Consider the following 16990-nt stretch of genomic DNA (forward strand, 5'->3'; position numbering starts at 1 on the left):
CAAGGGAAAAGCCGCGGAAATCCCGCGGCTTTTCCTATTCCGCCGCCATCCGCCGCGGCTTGAGCATGTCCTTGAGATACCGCCCCGTATGGCTGGCCTCGACCTTGGCAATCTGCTCGGGCGTGCCGGTCGCGACGATCCGGCCACCGCCATCGCCGCCCTCGGGGCCGATGTCGATCACCCAGTCGGCGGTTTTCACCACGTCGAGGTTATGCTCGATCACCACGACAGTATTGCCCTGATCCACCAGCGAATGCAGCACTTCCAGCAGTTTGCGCACGTCCTCGAAATGCAGCCCCGTGGTCGGCTCATCCAGAATGTACAGCGTGCGCCCGGTTGCCCGGCGGCTCAGTTCTTTGGACAGCTTCACACGCTGCGCCTCGCCGCCTGACAGCGTGGTCGCCTGCTGCCCGACCTTGATATAGCCAAGCCCCACCTCGCACAGCGCATCCATCTTTTCCCGGATGCTGGGCACGGCGGAAAAGAACTCGCGCGCATCTTCGCATGTCATGTCAAGAACATCGGCGATGCTCTTGTTCTTGAACTTTATTTCCAGCGTTTCGCGATTGTAGCGATGGCCCTTGCAGGTTTCGCAGGTGACATAGACATCGGGCAAGAAGTGCATCTCGATCTTGATCACCCCGTCGCCCTGGCAAGCCTCGCAGCGGCCGCCCTTGACGTTGAAGCTGAACCGCCCCGGCCCATACCCGCGCGCCTTGGATTCCGGCAGTCCGGCAAACCAGTCGCGGATATGGGTGAAGGCCCCGGTATAGGTGGCCGGGTTCGACCGAGGCGTCCGCCCGATGGCGCGCTGGTCGATGTCGATCACCTTGTCCAGATGTTCGAACCCCTTGATCGTCTCGCAAGGTGCGGGCGTCTCATGCGCCCCGTTCAGCCGCATCGCGGCGGTCTTGAACAGAGTCTCGATGGTCAGCGTGGACTTGCCCCCGCCCGACACCCCGGTCACGCAGACGAACTTGCCCAGCGGAAAGTCGGCCGTCAGGTTCTTGAGATTGTTGCCGGATGCGCCCACCACCGTCAGCTTCTTGCCACTGCCGTCGCGCCTCTGCTTCGGCACGGTGATCGCCCGGCTGCCTGACAGGTATTGCCCGGTCAGGCTGGCCGGATCGGCGGCAATCTGCGCCGGCGTGCCCTGCGCCACGATCCGCCCGCCATGCACCCCGGCGCCGGGGCCGAAGTCGAAGACGTAATCCGCCTCGCGGATGGCATCCTCGTCATGCTCCACCACCAGCACCGTATTGCCCTGATCGCGCAGGTTCTTCAGCGTGGTCAGCAGCCGGTCATTGTCGCGCTGGTGCAGGCCGATCGACGGCTCGTCCAGCACATACAGCACCCCGGTCAACCCGCTGCCAATCTGGCTGGCCAGCCGGATACGCTGGCTTTCGCCGCCCGACAGGGTGCCGGCATTGCGGCTCATCGTCAGGTAGTCCAGGCCGACATTCACAAGGAATCCAAGACGTTCGCGGATTTCCTTCAGGATCGCGCGGGCAATCTCGTTGTTCTGGTTCGTCAGATGCGCCGGCACCGTCTCAATCCAGGCATGGGCCTCGCGGATCGACATGCGCACCACCTGGCCGATGTGCAGCCCGCCGATCTTGACCGCCAGCGCCTCGGGCTTCAGCCGGTAGCCACCGCAGGTGTGGCAATCGCGGTTGTTCTGGTAGCGCTCCATCTCCTCGCGCGACCAAGCGCTGTCGGTTTCGCGGTAGCGGCGTTCGAAATTCGGGATCACCCCTTCGAAAACGCGGCGCACCTTGTAGCTGCGGCCGCCTTCATCATAGGTGAAGTCAATCTCCTCACCCTTTGATCCGTAAAGGAAAAGCTGCTTCACGTTCTCGGGCAGGTCACGCCATTTGGTCTTCTTGTCAAAGCCGTAGTGGCGGGCCAGCGCATCCACAGTCTGGGTGAAATAGGGCGATTTCGACTTGGCCCAGGGCGCAATGGCCCCCTGCGGGATCGACAGGCCCTGATCGGGCACGATCAGCCGTTCGTCGAAGAACAGCTCCACCCCCAGCCCGTCACAGGCCGGGCAGGCCCCGAAGGGCGCGTTGAAGGAAAACAGGCGCGGCTCGATTTCCGCAATGGTGAAGCCCGACACCGGGCAGGCGAATTTCTCGGAATAGGTGATGCGCTGCGGCGCCTCACCCTCGGCGCTGTCGGCCAGTTCCACCACGGCAATGCCGTCGGCCAGGTTCAGCGCGGTGCGGAAACTGTCGGCCAGCCGCGTTTCCAGCCCCTCGCGCACGACGATCCGGTCCACCACCACGTCGATGTTGTAGCGGAACTTCTTGTCCAGCGTGGGCGGTTCCTCCAGATCATGGAAGGTGCCGTTCACCTTGATCCGCTGGAAGCCCTGCTTCCGAAGCTCCAGAAATTCCTTCTTATATTCGCCCTTCCGGTCGCGCACGATGGGCGCCAGCAGATAGGCGCGGGTGCCTTCCGCCATTGCCATCACAGCATCCACCATGTCCTGCACCTGCATCGCGGTGATCGGCAGGCCGGTGGCGGGGCTGTAGGGCGTGCCGACGCGGGCGAACAGCAGGCGAAGATAGTCATAGATCTCGGTCACCGTGCCGACGGTCGAGCGCGGGTTCTTCGAGGTGGTCTTCTGCTCGATGGAAATGGCCGGCGACAGGCCCGAGATGTGGTCGACATCCGGCTTGCCCATCATGTCCAGGAACTGCCGCGCATAGGCCGACAGCGATTCGACATAGCGGCGCTGGCCTTCGGCATAGATCGTATCGAAGGCCAGGCTGGACTTGCCCGATCCCGACAGCCCGGTGATCACCACAAGCTGATCGCGCGGAATATCAAGGTCGATGCCCTTGAGATTGTGCTCGCGCGCCCCGCGCACTTCGATGAACTTCTGCTCCGCCATCCGCGACCCCTGACCTGAGGCCCCAGAGATAGGGCAATTCGCCCCCGTATCCAACCGGATTTTGTGAACGAAGACAGAACATCACGGCAGCGCGAGGGGGGCTTTACATATTCGGTTGTTGATATATGTATGGGCTCGAAGCATGAGGTTTCCCGATGTTCTCTTTCCTGCGCCCCAACGCCGGCCCCGCCTGCCCCCCTGTTGCCGAAATCGCGGCGGCGGTGGCCCGGGGTGAGATGGTTCTGGTCGATGTCCGCGAAACCGCCGAACTGCGCGGCTCTGGCAAAGCCAAGGGCGCGCTGCATGTTCCGCTGGGGCTGCTGGCGCTGAAGGCCGATCCGCAGGCGCCCGACGCGGTGATGGCGCCGGGCAAGCCCGTGGTTCTGTACTGCGCCTCGGGCGGGCGGTCGGGCATGGCGGCGCAGACGCTGCGCCGCATGGGCTATGATCCGGTCTGGAACCTGGGCGGCTTCGGCGATTGGGTCGCCGGCGGCGGTCAGGTCGACCGCGCCTGACGGCGACGCGCCTGCCAGCCGATCACCGCCACCCCTGCCAGCGCCGCCAGCACCGCCACCGCGGACAGGGCCAGCGGCCCGCCCGCCGCCAGAATCGCCGCCAGAACCGGGGTGCCGGTCGTGGTGCCCAGATTGCCCAGTTGCGCAATCGCCCCGGCGGCGCGGGCGCGATCTTCGGGCAGGCGGTTCAGTTCCGGGATCGAGGCGAAACTTGCCCCCTGCACGATGCCCAGGGCGGCAGACAGCCAGAACCCCGCCAGCACCATGCCGCTGCCGTGCCCCCAGAACAGCCACAGCGCCACGAATCCGGGCAGCGCGGCCAGATAGCCCCAGCTTGCCAGCCGCACCGCGGGCATCCGGCTCAGCAGCCGCACCCCCAGCGTCAGCGACACCGCGATCGACACCAGCGGCATCCCCGTCGCCATCAGCGCGCGGTGGCTTTCGGGCGTCTGCGGCGGCAGCAGCGTCAGGCAGGCGACATAGAGGAAGGTATAGAAACAGAACCCCATGGCCGGCGCCGCCAGCCAGGGCGAGGCATAGATCTGCACATGCTGGGCCAGCACATTGCCCATACGCCCCCGTATGGCCGGCGGATCGGCGGGCAGCGCGGCCCAAAGCAGCGCGCCGATCGCCACCATCCAGCCAGAATGGGCCAGAAACAGCCCCGGCGCCCCGCCCCAGCCCACGATGCCCGGCGCGATCAGCGCCAGCACGGCATATGTCACCCCAAAGAAGCTGGACCACAGTGTCATTGCCAGCGGCCGGCGCTCCTCGGGCGCAAGCTGGGCAATCAGCACCGGTCCGACCACCACGATGGCCAGATGCGAGGCGCCTTCCAGCACCCGCGACAGGATCATCACCGGATAGGCCGGCAGCAGCGCCTGCACCGCCGACACCGCCGCCCCCAGGGCCATGGCCCCGACGATGGCCCGCTTCGGGCCGATCCGGGCCACCAGCAGCCCCGCCGTGGTGCCGAACACCAGCCCCACCATGCCAACGACCGAGACGACCAGCCCCAGCGCCACCTCGCCCTGCCCGGCGTAAATTCCGCGCAGATCCTGAAACAGGACCGAGATCTTGCCGAATTGCGCCGCCGCCCCCAGGCCCGCGGCCCAGAGCAGCAGCACCAACGCCATGGGAGGAAGCCGCATCATGCCGCCCTGCCTAATCCGTGCCGCCGGCAAAGACCAGACAGGGCGGAAGCCTGGTCAGATGTGCAGCGCGCGCCCGTAGGCGTCCAGCACCGCCTCATGCATCATTTCGCTCAGCGTCGGGTGCGGGAAGACCGTGTTCATCAGGTCTTCCTCGGTGGTCTCCAGCGTGCGGCCGATCACATAGCCCTGGATCAGCTCCGTCACCTCGGCCCCCACCATATGCGCGCCCAGCAATTCGCCGGTCTTGGCGTCAAACACGGTTTTCACCAGCCCCTCGGGCTCGCCAAGCGCAATGGCCTTGCCATTGCCGATGAAGGGGAAGCGGCCAACCTTCACGCTATAGCCCTGCTCCTTGGCCTTGGCTTCTGTCAGCCCGACCGAGGCCACCTGCGGATGGCAATAGGTGCAGCCGGCAATGCTGCCCGGCTTGATCGGATGCGGATGCCCGCCCGCGATCAGCTCGGCCACCATCACGCCCTCATGGCTGGCCTTGTGCGCCAGCCAGGGGGCGCCGGCAATGTCGCCAATGGCAAACAGGCCCGGCACGCCGGTGCGGCAGAATTCGTCGGTCACCACATGGGTCCGGTCGATCTTGACGCCAAGCGCCTCAAGCCCAAGGTTTTCGACATTGCCCACGATGCCGACCGCGGAAATCACCGTGTCGAACTCGGCCGTCGTCACCTTGCCGTCCTGTTCGATATGCGCGGTCACGCCGACGCCCGGCTTGCGGTCCAGCTGCTTGACCGCGGCCTTTTCCAGAATCTTCATGCCCTGCTTGACGAACTGCTTCCTGGCAAAGGCCGAAATCTCGGCGTCTTCCACCGGCAGGATGCGGTCCATCACCTCAACCACCGTGGTCTCGGCGCCCAGCGTGTTGAAGAAGCTGGCGAATTCGATGCCGATGGCGCCTGACCCGATCACCAGCAGCTTCTTCGGCATCCGGGGCGCCACCAGCGCGTGCTTGTAGTTCCAGACCAGATCGCCATCGGCTTCCAGCCCCGGCAATTCGCGCGCCCGCGCGCCGGTGGCCAGGATGATGTTCTTCGCGGTCAGCACCTCGGTGCCCTTGTCGGTCTTCACCTCGACCGCGCCCGCCTTCGGCAGCGTTGCCGCGCCCATGAAGACGGTGACCTTGTTCTTCTTCATCAGATGGCCGATGCCGCCCGACAATTGCTTGGCCACGCCCCGGCTGCGGGCCACCACGGCGGGCAGGTCATAGCCGATGCCATCCGCCTTCAGCCCAAATTCCTTGGCGCGGTGCATCAGGTGGAACACTTCGGCGCTGCGCAGCAGGGCCTTGGTCGGGATGCAGCCCCAGTTCAGGCAGATGCCGCCCAGATGTTCCCGCTCGACGATGGCGACCTTCTGGCCCAGTTGCGCCGCACGAATGGCCGCGACATAGCCGCCGGGGCCTGCGCCTATCACCACAACGTCAAAGCTCTGCTCACCCATATTCCCCTCCCCTGGAAATTAGTTCACCCTTAAACCAACCAATTCAGCCGCACAACAACATGCGCGCCGCGCCGCCTTGCAATTGGTGCATGGCTAACCCTTCAATTCCCGAACGATCGCCCCATAGCCCCCCTCGGCCAGAAACGCCGCCTCCTCGGGCGTGGTTTCGCGCCCCAGCGCCGCATTGCGGAACGGAAACCGGCCGAAACGCCGGATGATCTGCCGGTGCGCCCGCGCATGAAGCGCCATCTCCGGGTTGGACGACAGGCGGTCCTGCATCAGTTGCACCGCCAGATCCTGATCGGCGGGGTCTTCGGAATGTTCGAGCGGCATGTAGAAGAACTGCCGCTCGGGCTCAGGCGCGCCCATGTCCCAGCCCTCGGCCAGCGCCTTGCGCGCCGCCGCCCGCGCCTGCGCATCGGTGGCAAAGGCCAGCGCCGTGCCACGGTGGATGTTGCGGGCGAACTGGTCGGCGATGATCAGATAGGCCAGCGTGGCGACCGTGCCATCCACCCAATGCTCCAGCCCGCCGTCGTGCAACGCCTGCCAATCCTCGGCAAAGCGGACGGCGCAGGCATCGTCAATCTCTTCGGTGCCGGCATACCAGCCTTCGGGGCCGATCTCGCCCAGCCAGAAATCCAGCACATCCACGGGGTCTGCCATCTGTCGTCCTCCCTGCCCTGCACCCTGACAGGCCGCCCGGTCTGGCGCAACCTCAGCCTTCCTTGCGCGGACCGCTTTCGGTTTCGCCATCCTCCGGGCGCTCTGCCCCCGGAGCCGCGTCCTGCTCTACAGCCTCCGCAACCTCCGCCGACCGGATCTCAAGCCCGCGCGAGGCCTCCTCGGCCGCCTCGGGCGTTTCGGGCGACGGGCCGATGTCGGGCGCGTTTTCCAGCACCGCCACCGCCGCCACGGTCGAGGCGGTCGGCGTCACCCCGCGATAGGCCCCGGTGACCGAAGGCGAAGCGCGGCGCGTCATCCGCCACAGCGTATAGACCACCTGCGCGGCATACAGCACCGCCAGATACAAGAAGAACCCGTTGGTTCCCACCACGCCCATCAGCCAGCCGGTGATCAGCGGCCCGAAGATAGCCCCGACCCCGTTCATGAAGATCAGCCCGGCCGACGCCGCCGCCATCTGCTCTTTCGACAGGAAGTCGTTGGTATAGGCGATCAGCAGCGAATACATCGGATAGGTGATGCCGCCCAGAAGCCCCGCCACGATCAGCAGCGCCCAGAACGGCAGGTCAAGCACCGTGGCCACGATCAGCACCACCGTCGCCACCACCGACAGCCACAGCATGATCTGCCGGCGGTCGATCCGGTCCGACAGCCAGCCGACCGGATATTGCAGCAGCAGCCCGCCCACATACAGGAACGATGTGAACAGCGCGATCTGCTTCACCGACAACAGGCTCAGCGTGCCCCAGACCGAGGCCATCCCGAACATCGCCGAAAAGACGCCGCCCGAAATCAGCATCCCCACACAGCCCAGGGGCGAGATGCGGAACAGATCGCGGAACCCCAGCCGCACCGTGGTGGAAAAGGTCGGCGTCGGGCTGTCGGCCAGCAGCAGCGGCAGGAAGGCCAGCGACACCAGAACCGACGGGATCAGGAACATGTCATAGCCGAAGGGGTCGCCGGCGGCCAAAAGGCCCTGGCTGGCGACAATGCCCAGCATCTGCACAATCATGTAGGCCGACAGCGCCTGCCCACGCGTCTCGTTCGTGGCGGTGTTGTTCAGCCAGCTTTCGGCGGTGATGTAGATGCCGGCAAAGCCAAAGCCGATGACAACCCGCATCAAGGCCCAGATCTGCCATTCCACCAGCATCGGATACAGCACCAGAACGGCCGAGATCAGCGAGCCAAGCGCGGCAAAGACCCGCACATGCCCCACCCGCCGGATCATGTCCGGCGCGACCCGGCTGCCGATCAGGAAGCCCAGGAAATAGGCCGACATCACGACCGACAGTTGCAGCGTGTTGAACGCCTCAAGCGTGCCGCGGATGCCCAGCAGCGACCCCTGCACCCCGTTGCCCACCATCAGCAGCAGCACGCCCGTCAGCAGGGGCCAGGTCTTCAGCACGACTTTCAGCATCTGGCCCTCAGCGGGTGGGAATCAGCAGCGACGCATCGCCGTAGGAAAAGAAGCGATAGCCGTTATGGATGGCATGTTCGTAAACCCTGTCCATCCGGCCCTTGCCCATCAGCGCGGCCACCAGCATCAGCAGCGTCGACCGCGGCAGGTGGAAGTTCGTCATCAGCGCATCCGTCACATGAAACGCGAAGCCGGGATAGATGAAAATATCGGTCGGCCCCTCCCAGGGTTCGACCCGGCCCGACCGCGCCGCGCTTTCGATCAGCCGCAGCGCCGTGGTGCCGACCGGGATCACCCGCCCGCCCGCCTCGCGGGTGGCGTTGATCTCGGCCGCGGCCTGCGGCGTGACCTGCCCCCATTCGGCGTGCATCCGGTGCGTCGTCACATCCTCGACCTTGACCGGCAGGAAGGTGCCCGCGCCGACATGCAGCGTCACCTCGGTGAACTGAACGCCCTTCGCCCGCAGGGCCGCCAGCAGATCGGCATCGAAATGCAGGCTGGCCGTGGGGGCCGCCACCGCGCCGGTGTGGCGGGCAAAGACGGTCTGGTAATCGTCCTTGTCCTGCTCATCCGCCGCCCGCTTGGCCGCGATATAGGGCGGCAGCGGCATGGCGCCCGCCGTGGCCAGCGCGGCATCGAAGGCCTCGCCCGTCTGGTTGAACTCCAGCCGCAGGTCGGTTTCGCCCTTTTCGGCCACCCGCGCCGACAGGTCGTCGGAAAAGGCGATGACCTCGCCCTCCTTCACCTTGCGCAGCGGCTTGGCCAGCGCCCGCCAGCCGCCCGTGGCGGCAGGCTCCAGCAGCGTCACCTCGACCCGCGCCACCGCCTCGCCACGCGTCCGCGTGCCGAACAGCCGCGCCGGGATCACCCGCGTGTTGTTCAGAACCAGCCGGTCCCCCGGCCCCAGAAGCCCCGCCAGATCGCGCACCACAAGATCGCGAAGCGTGTCGCCCTCGGCCACCAGCAGCCGCGCCGAACTGCGCGGCCGGGCCGGCCGGGTGGCGATCAGCTCTTCCGGCAGGGGAAAATCGAAATCCGAAAGTTTCATCCGCCCTTCCCCAGCACCGGCGGCGGGCGGCGGAAGATGTCGCGGAACATCCCCGGCGTCAGGATCGACAGCGGATTCACGCTGACCTGCGGTTTGTTGACCGTGCCGGTCAGCCGGTAGTTGAACCCGAACATCCCCTCGCCCTTGCGCGTGAAAATCTCACCGATGCCGTTCAGCAGGTAGATCGGCGAAATCGTGCCCTGCACATCCAGAACGCCCGATCCGGTGCGGTAAAGCCCGGCGAAGGACAGCCCCAGCGACGCCCCTACCGCCGCACCGCGCCGGATCTCCACCCCGTCCGGCCGCACCACGAATTCGGCATCGCCTTCATTGAACAGGATGCCCTGCCCGTTCATCTGCTCCAGCAGGCCCACGACCGAAACCGCAGACAGCAGCCCCGCCAGCGCCGGCGCGTCCAGCACCGACAGGTTGGTCACCGTGGCCTTGCCTTCATAATAGCTGTCCGTGCTGCGCGGCTGCAGCACAAGATCCAGCTTGCCGCCCCGGCCCTGCGCAAAGATGCCCGAGGCCGCCATCACCGTGCCCGCGTCGTCCGAGGCAATGCGCACGGCCGTTCCCGCCTTGGTGGGAATGGCCACGCCGGTCAGCCGCCCCCGTCCGTTCACCGCCGCGGAAAAGCTGCCGTCCAGCCCGCCGCGGGTCAGGTTGAAGGCGCCCCGGAACCCGGTCAGCGCAATGCCCGATGTCACCACCAGCCGGTCAAGTTGCGCCTCGATCCGGTTGCCGCCACCATCGCCTTCCTTGCCCGAGGGGCGCTTGCGCAGGTCCACCATGCCGCCCGTCACGGCGATGCCCACCGGCTTGCCGGTGCCGGCCCCGGTAATCTCGACCGGCGCATCCAGCCACTCTCCGGCGCGGATGCGGCTGAAGCTGGCCTTGTCCAGCCCGCCCCCCGGCCGCACGGTCAGCTTGCCCTGGGCCGAAAACCCCGGTGCCGTCAGGCTCAGGCGGTCCACCACCGGCGGTGTGGACAGTCGCGCCGACACTTCCAGCGTCGCCGCCGTTCCGGCGGGCTTGCTCCAGGAAACCGGCGGCACCGCCACCACCGCCCCGCGCAGATCGGACCGCAGCGTCAGCCCGACCGGCGCCCCCTTCGGCAGCGACAGGTCCACCTCGCCGCTGGTCGTGCCGCGCAGCCAGCCCTCGGGCAGCATCACCCCCAGCGACCGCAGGTTGGCGTCGCTCAACTCCACCGTGCCATGGATCTTGCCCTTGCCGGCCTGATCCGGCCCGAAGGGCTGTTCATACCGGGCCACGAAGGGCACCTTGCCCAGCCGCCCCTCGCCCGACAGCGTCATCCCCGAAGGCAGCGCCTTGATCGCCACATCGTCGCTGGTCACCACCTGCCCCGGCACCAGCTTGTCGGACCGGAACCCGGTGATCCGGCCCGAGACATCGAACTGCACGTCTTCCGTCTTCAGCTTCGGCACCAGCGGAAAGCTCAGGTCGGCCACCAGAACGGCCCGCCCTTCGCCCAGATCAACGCTGCGCCCGGCCTTGCTGATGAAATGGAACGGCTCCTGATCCAGCAGCGACAGCGTCGCCGTCAGATCGGCATCCGTCAGCAGCCGCACCTCGGCCTGCGCGGGGCGCTGCGTGATGTCGGGCACCCGGAAGACCGATCCCGTCACCCCGATCTCGCCGCCCTCGGGCGCGGTGACATGCCCGCCTTCAAGAACCACGATATAGCTGGTGCCCTCGATGGTGGCATGGCCCCGGCCCTCCTGCACCGGCGGCAGCGTGCGCAGGAACCGCACCTCCGCGCCCGAGAATTCATAGTCCAGCGCAAAGCGCGGCTCGGTCCCCGGCGACAGGCGCAGCGCCGCATCCACGCTTTCCAACTGCCCCTGGCCCACATTCTCGGCCAGCCAGTTGCGCGTCTTGGGCACCACGGACACCGGCCACAGCTTGATCAGCCGGTCGGTGCTGATCTGGTTCAGGCCGACATTCAGCGCCACTTCCGGCCCCGCCTCGGTGGCGGTGAAATGGCCCGACAGGGTCAACTGATCGCGGTTTTCAACCAGCCGCAGCAGGCCGATTTCCGCCCGCAGCGGCGACAGCCAGACCCGCAGGTTCAGCGCGCCGTCGGAAAACCGCACCGGCTCTTCGAACAGGCCCTCGGGATCGACCATCACCTCCGAGAAATCCAGTTGCCCGATCAGCGCCGACGGCATCGCCCCCGAGGCGGCGATCTGCCCGCTGGCATCGGCCAGGTCGATGGTGCCCGTCGCCTTGAGGCGAAGCGAGTCGCTTTCCACCGCCATGTCGTCCAGATGCACCCGGTTGCGCTGCGGATCAAAGCGCAGCGACAGGCCCGCCGCTTCAAAGCTGACCGGCTTTGCCTTGCTCTCCGTGCGCAGCGTGCCGGCGGCAAGGCTCAGTTGCGCCTCCATCCGCGCCACGCTGCCATCGGCCGCCAGGGCGCCGGTCAACTGCCCCGAGATCGGCGCATCGACCAGCCCCAGAAAGGCCAGCGGCGAGGCCTGCGCCGCCAGATCGGCCGAGGCAACGCGGTCCACCGTCACCCGCAGCCGGGCCGAACTGTCGGCCTTGCTCGAATCAATCGCCAGCAGCGCCTGCGCCGGCGTCGTGCCGTCCAGCAGCGTCACGCTCAGTTCCGCGGCCAGCGAGGTTTCGCCGTTCTCGACCACCAGCCGCCCGTCGCCCACCTCCCAGACGCGGCCCGCCCGGCGGTCGGTCAGGCTTAGAGTCAGGGCGTCGGCCTCGATCAGATGCAGGTCCGCCAGCGCGTCCGACGAAAACATCCGGTCCAGCGCATCCAGCAGCTCGGCCGCGCTCTGCGGGCCGGGGCTGCCGGACAATTGCCCGAAACTCAGCGCGATACGCCCGTCCTCATCGCGCGCAATGGCAATGCGCGCCCCGCTCAGCCGCAGGCTGCCCGGCCGCAGGTGCCCGGTCAGCAGCGAACTGCCGTCCAGCGTCACCCGAACCTCGGGCAGCGAAATCAGCGATTGGCCCGAGGCTTCGACCAGCCGGATGTCGCGCACCACGATTCGCGGCACCAGATCGCGCTCGACCGAAACCTCGACCGCCCCCAGCGACAGGGCAGATCCCCCGGGCAGGTGGCTGGCGCCGATCTGGCGGTTCAGCCGGTTCTCGATCTCGGCCACGGCCCAGACCGGCAGATGGATGCTGCGCCCGGTCAGCACCAGCGCGGCAAGCCCCAGCCCCACGGCCAGCACCACCATCAGCACCGCCAGCCGCAGCACCATCATCCCGCCGAACCGGCGGCGGCGGCGGGACGGGGCGGCAGGCGGAACGTCTGCCGCGGGCCGGGGATCGGCCGGCGAGGGTTCGGAATAAAGCTCGTCTCCTGACATGTCGTCGGGGTAAAGGTCATCCTGCGCCGCCGGACCCTCCGGGAACGCCGCGTGATACACCTCGTCCTGCCTGCCTTCCGCCAAGACAGCCTTGCCTTTCGCCTGAACCGGGGCCTTTTGCGCCGGCCCTTCTTTCCTCGCTGGCCCTAGCCTTTATCTTTGCCAGAAGGCAACTAGAACACAAAGCAGTGTGAACCAATGCTCAAGGAGCCGCCGATGCCCGCCGCAGGAACCCCCGCCCCCGATTTCACCCTTCCGCGCGATGGCGGTGCCAGCGTCACCCTGTCCGCCTTCCGGCCCGGCAAGGTGGTGCTGTATTTCTACCCCAAGGACGACACGCCCGGCTGCACGCTGGAAGCGCAGGATTTCACCGCCCGCGCGGCCGAATTCGCCGCCGCCGGCACCACGGTGATCGGCATTTCCAAGGACAGCGTGAAAGCGCATGACAAGTTCTGCAAGAAGCACGGCCTGTCGGTCATCCTTGCCTCGGACGAGACGGGCCACACCTGCGAAGACTATGGCGTCTGGGTCGAGAAAAGCATGTATGGCAAGACCTATATGGGGATCGAACGCTCCACCTTCCTGATCGACGGCAGCGGCACCATCGCGCGGGTCTGGAACAAGGTCTCGGTCAAGGGCCACGCCGATGAGGTGCTGGCCGCCGCGCAGGCACTCTGACCGGGCATGTCCCTGTCTCTGGCAGACCTGGCGGTCGAGGTGCTGACCACGGCGGACGGGCGCGCGAAATGCGCGCTTGGCCGCCGCCATGCGGCCACATGGTTCGCGGCCCGCGCCGCCGGCACGCCCCTGCCGGTGGGGCAGGCCAGCCCGCCCCTGCGCCCCGCCCGGCCGGACCGCCCCGAACTCCTGCCCCCGCGCGAAGTGCCCCGCCGCCGCCCCGGCAGCCCGCAGGGGCGCATCGCGCTGCTGCACGCGCTGGCGCATATCGAACTGAACGCCGTCGACCTGCACTGGGACATCATCGCCCGCTTCACCCACCACCCGATGCCGCCCGGCTTCTATGATGACTGGGTGAAGGCGGCGGATGAAGAAGCCAAGCATTTCAACCTGATCTGCGATGTGCTGGAATCGCTGGGCAGCCATTACGGCGCCCTGCCCGCCCATGCCGGCATGTGGCGGGCCGCCGAAGACACCGCGTCCGACCTGAAAGGCCGGCTGGCCGTGGTGCCGATGGTGCTTGAGGCGCGAGGCCTGGACGTGACGCCCGGCATGATCGACATCTTCCGCAAGGCCCCCGATCCCGCCGCCGTGGCCGCGCTGGAAACCATCTATGCCGAAGAGGTGGGCCATGTCGCCTATGGCTCCAAATGGTTCAACTGGCTCTGTGGCCGCGATGGCGAAGACCCCAAGGACGTGTTCCACGCCCTTGTCCGCCACTATTTCCACGGCGCCCTGAAACCGCCTTTCAACGAGGAGAAGCGCGCCGAAGCCGGGCTCCCGCCCGACTTCTACTGGCCCCTCGCCGAGGCCGAGAGCGACAGCCCCCGCTGATCGGCGGGTTTCTGCCGATGACCAAGCGCGTATTTGCGCGTTTTCCGCGCATAAGGTCAAAAATATTGTCGGCCTGAAATATCTTCGGCTAAGCAGGGCCACCCAGTGTTTCGGGGCGTGCCCGCCGGTTCGACCGTGCCAGTGCCCACTTCGCCCTATGGCCAATGCCGGCCCGCAACAAACGGAACTGATCCAACGTGCTCACGCGCCTTGCCTTCCGCATCAATACACAGCTCGAGCGGTTCTTTCCCGAACAGCGCCTCTTCCTGAAATCCGATGCCGGCACCCATTTCCTGCGCCTGCGACCGGCCACCCAGGCCATCGCCGCGACGGTTGCCGCGCTGGCGGTGTCCTGGACCATCGTCGCCACCGCGCTGATCATGATGAACACCATCGGCGCCGGTTCGGGCCGCGAACAGTCGATGCGCCGACAGTCGATGTTCGAGGAACGCCTGACGCTTCTCTCCGCCGACCGCGAGGCCCGCGCGAAAGAGGCCATTCTTGCGCAGGACCGTTTCAACGCCGCGCTGGAAGAAGTTTCCAAGATGCAGGAGATGCTTCTCGCCTCGGAAGACCGCCGGCGCGAGTTGGAAACCGGCATCGAGGTGATCCAGAACACCCTGCGCCGCACCATCAAGGAACGGGACGAGGCGCGCGGCGAAGTCAGCCGCCTTGCGCTGGCGCTGAATCAGCAAAGCGGCGTCGCCACCGACATGGGCCGCATCCGCGATACCGTCGATACGCTGGATTACCTGACCACGGCCCTTGGCGCCACCGCACGCGACCGCGACGCCAAGGAAACCGAAACCGAAAAGGCCCGCGCCGATCTGGCGGCGCTGGAATCCGAAAAGCGCGCGCTGGAACTGAAACACGACGCGATCTTCGCCAAGCTGGAAGAGGCGGTCACCGTCTCGATGGAACCGCTGGACAAAATGTTCCGCTCGGCCGGCCTGGACCCCGACGATCTGATCGCCCAGGTGCGCAAGGGATATTCCGGCCAGGGCGGCCCGCTGTCGCCGATCACCGTCTCGACCTCGGGCATGGTGCTGACGGCCGATGAACAGCGCGCCAATGCCGTGCTGAAAGAACTGGAAGAGATGAACCTTTACCGCATGGCGGCCTTCAAGGTGCCGCTGGGTATGCCGGTCAAGTCCGCCGTCCGCTTCACCAGCGGCTTCGGCGGCCGCAGCGATCCGCTGGGCCGCGGCTACCGGATGCACGAAGGTCAGGATCTGGCCGGCGACTACGGCGCGCCGATCTATGCCACCGCCGATGGGGTCGTCACCTATGCCGGCTGGGAGAACGGTTATGGCCGTCTGGTCAAGATCCAGCACGCCTTCGGGATCGAAACCCGTTACGGCCACATGTCACAGATCCGTGTTGAGGTAGGCCAAAGGGTCTCGCGCGGAGACCGGATCGGTGATATGGGCAACTCAGGCCGGTCCACCGGCACCCATCTCCACTATGAAGTGCGGATCAGCGGCGGCGCCGTCAATCCCATGAAGTTCATAAAGGCAGCGAGCGATGTTTTCTAAGAGCCGCATCAATGAGCCGGGCCCCAAGGCTGAGGCAGACAAACCCAAAGCCCCGGAGGCTCCGATGACCAAGCCCAGCATGGATTTCACGCCCTCGGCCCCGAAGGGCAAGGTGGCCGCTTCTGTCCTGTCCTCTGACCTGACGGTCGTGGGCAACCTGCGCACAACCGGCGACATCCAGATCGAAGGCACCGTCGAAGGCGACATCCGCGCCCATCTGCTGACCGTGGGCGAAAGCGCCACCATCCGGGGCGAGATCGTCGCCGATGACATCGTGGTCAATGGCCGCGTGATCGGCCGCGTGCGCGGTCTCAAGGTCCGCCTGACCTCGACCGCCCGCGTCGAGGGCGACATCATCCACAAGACCATTGCCATCGAATCCGGCGCCCATTTCGAAGGCTCGGTGCAGCGTCAGGAAGACCCGCTCGCCTCGGGCCGCACCAGCCCCACCACGCTGCCGCCGCTGCGCAGCAGCGCCAGCGCCGCCGCCGATGCCCCCGCTCCGCTGGCCAGCAGCTCGGAAGCCCCCTGATCGCGCGGGGGCGCCCCCGCGCCCCATGCGTTCGCCTCCCAAGGCCCCGTCCGCGTGACGGGGCCTTTTGCATTTCCCCGCAGCTCAGGCAATCGACCGGCGATACAGGTGCCAGGTGGCATGGCCGAACACCGGCAGCACCACGAACAGGCCAAAGAACAGCGGCAGCATCCCCGCGAACAGGCAGACCGCGATCAGCGCCCCCCAGCCCAGCAGGACCACCGGGTTTTCCCGCACCAGCGCCAGGCTGGTCAGCATCGCGGTCACGAAATCCACCTCGCGGTCCAGCAGCATCGGCAGGCTGACCACCGTCACCGAAAACAGCAGCGTTGCGAAGGCCGCCCCGACCAGCGTCCCCACCGCCAGCATCGACAGCCCCTCGGGCGACAGGAACACCGTCAGGCTGCTGCTGACATTGGTCATGGTTGCATTGCCCAGGAATAGCGCAAAGATCATGTGCGACAGGAAGTTCCAGAACAGGAAGAACACCACGATCACCGCCGCCATCGACGGGATCTGCCGGTCCTTCTGGCGGAACACCACGCGAAAGATGTCATGGCTGCGCAAGGGGATGCCCTGCTCCAGCCGGCGCGAAATCTCGTAATAGCCGCAGGCGACAAAGGGGCCAAGGATCGGGAATCCCGCCGCCGCCGGCAGCGTCCACCAGATCTGGCCCTTGGCCATGACGGCCCAGATCACCAGCCAGCCGCCAATCACATAGACGCAGGAAAAGAACAGCCCATAGGTCGGCGCGGCCAGGAAATCGCGCCAGCCGGCCCGCAGGCTGTCGGTCACGTCGCTCCAGTCCAGGGACAGGATTTCAGGCACCGCGCCGGGCGCGGCTGTCGTCTGTTCGGCCATCGCAGTCTCCTTCTCCGGGAGA

At 66.7% G+C, this 16990-nt stretch carries 13 protein-coding genes; 5 read left to right on the forward strand and 8 right to left on the reverse strand.

Annotated features, from left to right (window positions below):
• Positions 1-34: 34 nt before the first annotated feature.
• Positions 35-2899 (reverse strand): excinuclease ABC subunit UvrA, encoded by a 2865-nt coding sequence (gene uvrA, locus C5F44_RS11995; RefSeq protein WP_107673780.1) that lies wholly within the window; start codon positions 2897-2899, stop codon positions 35-37.
• A gap of 155 nt (positions 2900-3054) precedes the next feature.
• Here uvrA and C5F44_RS12000 point away from each other — a divergent pair, with 155 nt between their 5' ends.
• Complete coding sequence (locus tag C5F44_RS12000) at positions 3055-3414, forward strand: rhodanese-like domain-containing protein (protein WP_107673781.1); 360 nt, start codon at positions 3055-3057, stop codon at positions 3412-3414.
• Here C5F44_RS12000 and C5F44_RS12005 read toward each other — a convergent pair.
• From C5F44_RS12005 to C5F44_RS12030, 6 genes are all read right to left on the reverse strand, one after another.
• On the reverse strand, positions 3396-4568 hold the full coding sequence (locus C5F44_RS12005; RefSeq protein WP_235822620.1) for an MFS transporter: 1173 nt from the start codon (positions 4566-4568) through the stop codon (positions 3396-3398). The two genes, C5F44_RS12000 and C5F44_RS12005, sit on opposite strands and share 19 nt — an antisense overlap.
• Positions 4569-4622: 54 nt before the next feature.
• Entirely contained in the window at positions 4623-6020 is a 1398-nt protein-coding gene (lpdA, locus tag C5F44_RS12010) for a dihydrolipoyl dehydrogenase (protein WP_107673782.1), read from the reverse strand.
• A gap of 93 nt (positions 6021-6113) precedes the next feature.
• Positions 6114-6683 carry a DUF924 family protein gene (locus tag C5F44_RS12015; RefSeq protein WP_107673783.1) on the reverse strand — a complete coding sequence of 190 codons (570 nt, stop codon included), beginning with the start codon at positions 6681-6683 and terminating at the stop codon, positions 6114-6116.
• Between the two features lie 52 nt (positions 6684-6735).
• Positions 6736-8118, reverse strand: coding sequence for an MFS transporter (locus C5F44_RS12020; RefSeq protein WP_107673784.1), 1383 nt, complete (start codon positions 8116-8118; stop codon positions 6736-6738).
• A 7-nt stretch (positions 8119-8125) separates the two neighbouring features.
• Positions 8126-9166: a tRNA preQ1(34) S-adenosylmethionine ribosyltransferase-isomerase QueA gene (gene queA / locus C5F44_RS12025; RefSeq protein WP_107673785.1), complete on the reverse strand. Its 1041-nt coding sequence runs from the start codon at positions 9164-9166 to the stop codon at positions 8126-8128.
• Entirely contained in the window at positions 9163-12612 is a 3450-nt protein-coding gene (locus C5F44_RS12030; RefSeq protein ID WP_181318257.1) for an AsmA family protein, read from the reverse strand. The genes queA and C5F44_RS12030 overlap by 4 nt, the downstream gene beginning before the upstream one ends.
• 132 nt (positions 12613-12744) lie before the next feature.
• Between C5F44_RS12030 and C5F44_RS12035 the strand changes: the two genes are divergently transcribed.
• The 4 genes from C5F44_RS12035 (at position 12745) to C5F44_RS12050 (ending at position 16107) form a co-directional block, all read left to right on the forward strand.
• On the forward strand, positions 12745-13206 hold the full coding sequence (locus C5F44_RS12035; RefSeq protein WP_107673873.1) for a peroxiredoxin: 462 nt from the start codon (positions 12745-12747) through the stop codon (positions 13204-13206).
• A gap of 6 nt (positions 13207-13212) precedes the next feature.
• A complete protein-coding gene (locus tag C5F44_RS12040) occupies positions 13213-14040 on the forward strand; it encodes a ferritin-like domain-containing protein (protein ID WP_107673786.1) in 828 nt (275 codons plus the stop codon).
• Between the two features lie 197 nt (positions 14041-14237).
• Entirely contained in the window at positions 14238-15575 is a 1338-nt protein-coding gene (locus C5F44_RS12045) for a M23 family metallopeptidase (protein WP_107673787.1), read from the forward strand.
• Positions 15565-16107, forward strand: a complete 543-nt coding sequence (locus C5F44_RS12050; RefSeq protein ID WP_107673788.1) for a bactofilin family protein — start codon at positions 15565-15567, stop codon at positions 16105-16107. Before C5F44_RS12045 ends, C5F44_RS12050 begins: the two co-directional genes overlap by 11 nt.
• 84 nt (positions 16108-16191) lie before the next feature.
• Here C5F44_RS12050 and C5F44_RS12055 read toward each other — a convergent pair whose 3' ends face one another.
• On the reverse strand, positions 16192-16968 hold the full coding sequence (locus C5F44_RS12055; RefSeq protein WP_107673789.1) for a DUF2189 domain-containing protein: 777 nt from the start codon (positions 16966-16968) through the stop codon (positions 16192-16194).
• Between the last annotated feature and the right edge of the window lie 22 nt (positions 16969-16990).

The organism is Fuscovulum blasticum DSM 2131, from assembly GCF_003034965.1.
GTDB lineage: Bacteria > Pseudomonadota > Alphaproteobacteria > Rhodobacterales > Rhodobacteraceae > Pseudogemmobacter > Pseudogemmobacter blasticus.

Excerpts from the sequence above, each read along its gene's own strand:
- C5F44_RS12020 (WP_107673784.1), bottom strand. The coding sequence starts at position 8,118 with ATGCTGAAAGTCGTGCTGAAGACCTGGCCCCTGCTGACGGGCGTGCTG.
- C5F44_RS12040 (WP_107673786.1), top strand. The coding sequence starts at position 13,213 with ATGTCCCTGTCTCTGGCAGACCTGGCGGTCGAGGTGCTGACCACGGCG.
- C5F44_RS12005 (WP_235822620.1), bottom strand. The coding sequence starts at position 4,568 with ATGATGCGGCTTCCTCCCATGGCGTTGGTGCTGCTGCTCTGGGCCGCG.
- C5F44_RS12055 (WP_107673789.1), bottom strand. The coding sequence starts at position 16,968 with ATGGCCGAACAGACGACAGCCGCGCCCGGCGCGGTGCCTGAAATCCTG.
- queA (WP_107673785.1), bottom strand. The coding sequence starts at position 9,166 with ATGAAACTTTCGGATTTCGATTTTCCCCTGCCGGAAGAGCTGATCGCC.
- C5F44_RS12050 (WP_107673788.1), top strand. The coding sequence starts at position 15,565 with ATGTTTTCTAAGAGCCGCATCAATGAGCCGGGCCCCAAGGCTGAGGCA.
- lpdA (WP_107673782.1), bottom strand. The coding sequence starts at position 6,020 with ATGGGTGAGCAGAGCTTTGACGTTGTGGTGATAGGCGCAGGCCCCGGC.
- C5F44_RS12035 (WP_107673873.1), top strand. The coding sequence starts at position 12,745 with ATGCCCGCCGCAGGAACCCCCGCCCCCGATTTCACCCTTCCGCGCGAT.
- C5F44_RS12000 (WP_107673781.1), top strand. The coding sequence starts at position 3,055 with ATGTTCTCTTTCCTGCGCCCCAACGCCGGCCCCGCCTGCCCCCCTGTT.
- uvrA (WP_107673780.1), bottom strand. The coding sequence starts at position 2,899 with ATGGCGGAGCAGAAGTTCATCGAAGTGCGCGGGGCGCGCGAGCACAAT.
- C5F44_RS12015 (WP_107673783.1), bottom strand. The coding sequence starts at position 6,683 with ATGGCAGACCCCGTGGATGTGCTGGATTTCTGGCTGGGCGAGATCGGC.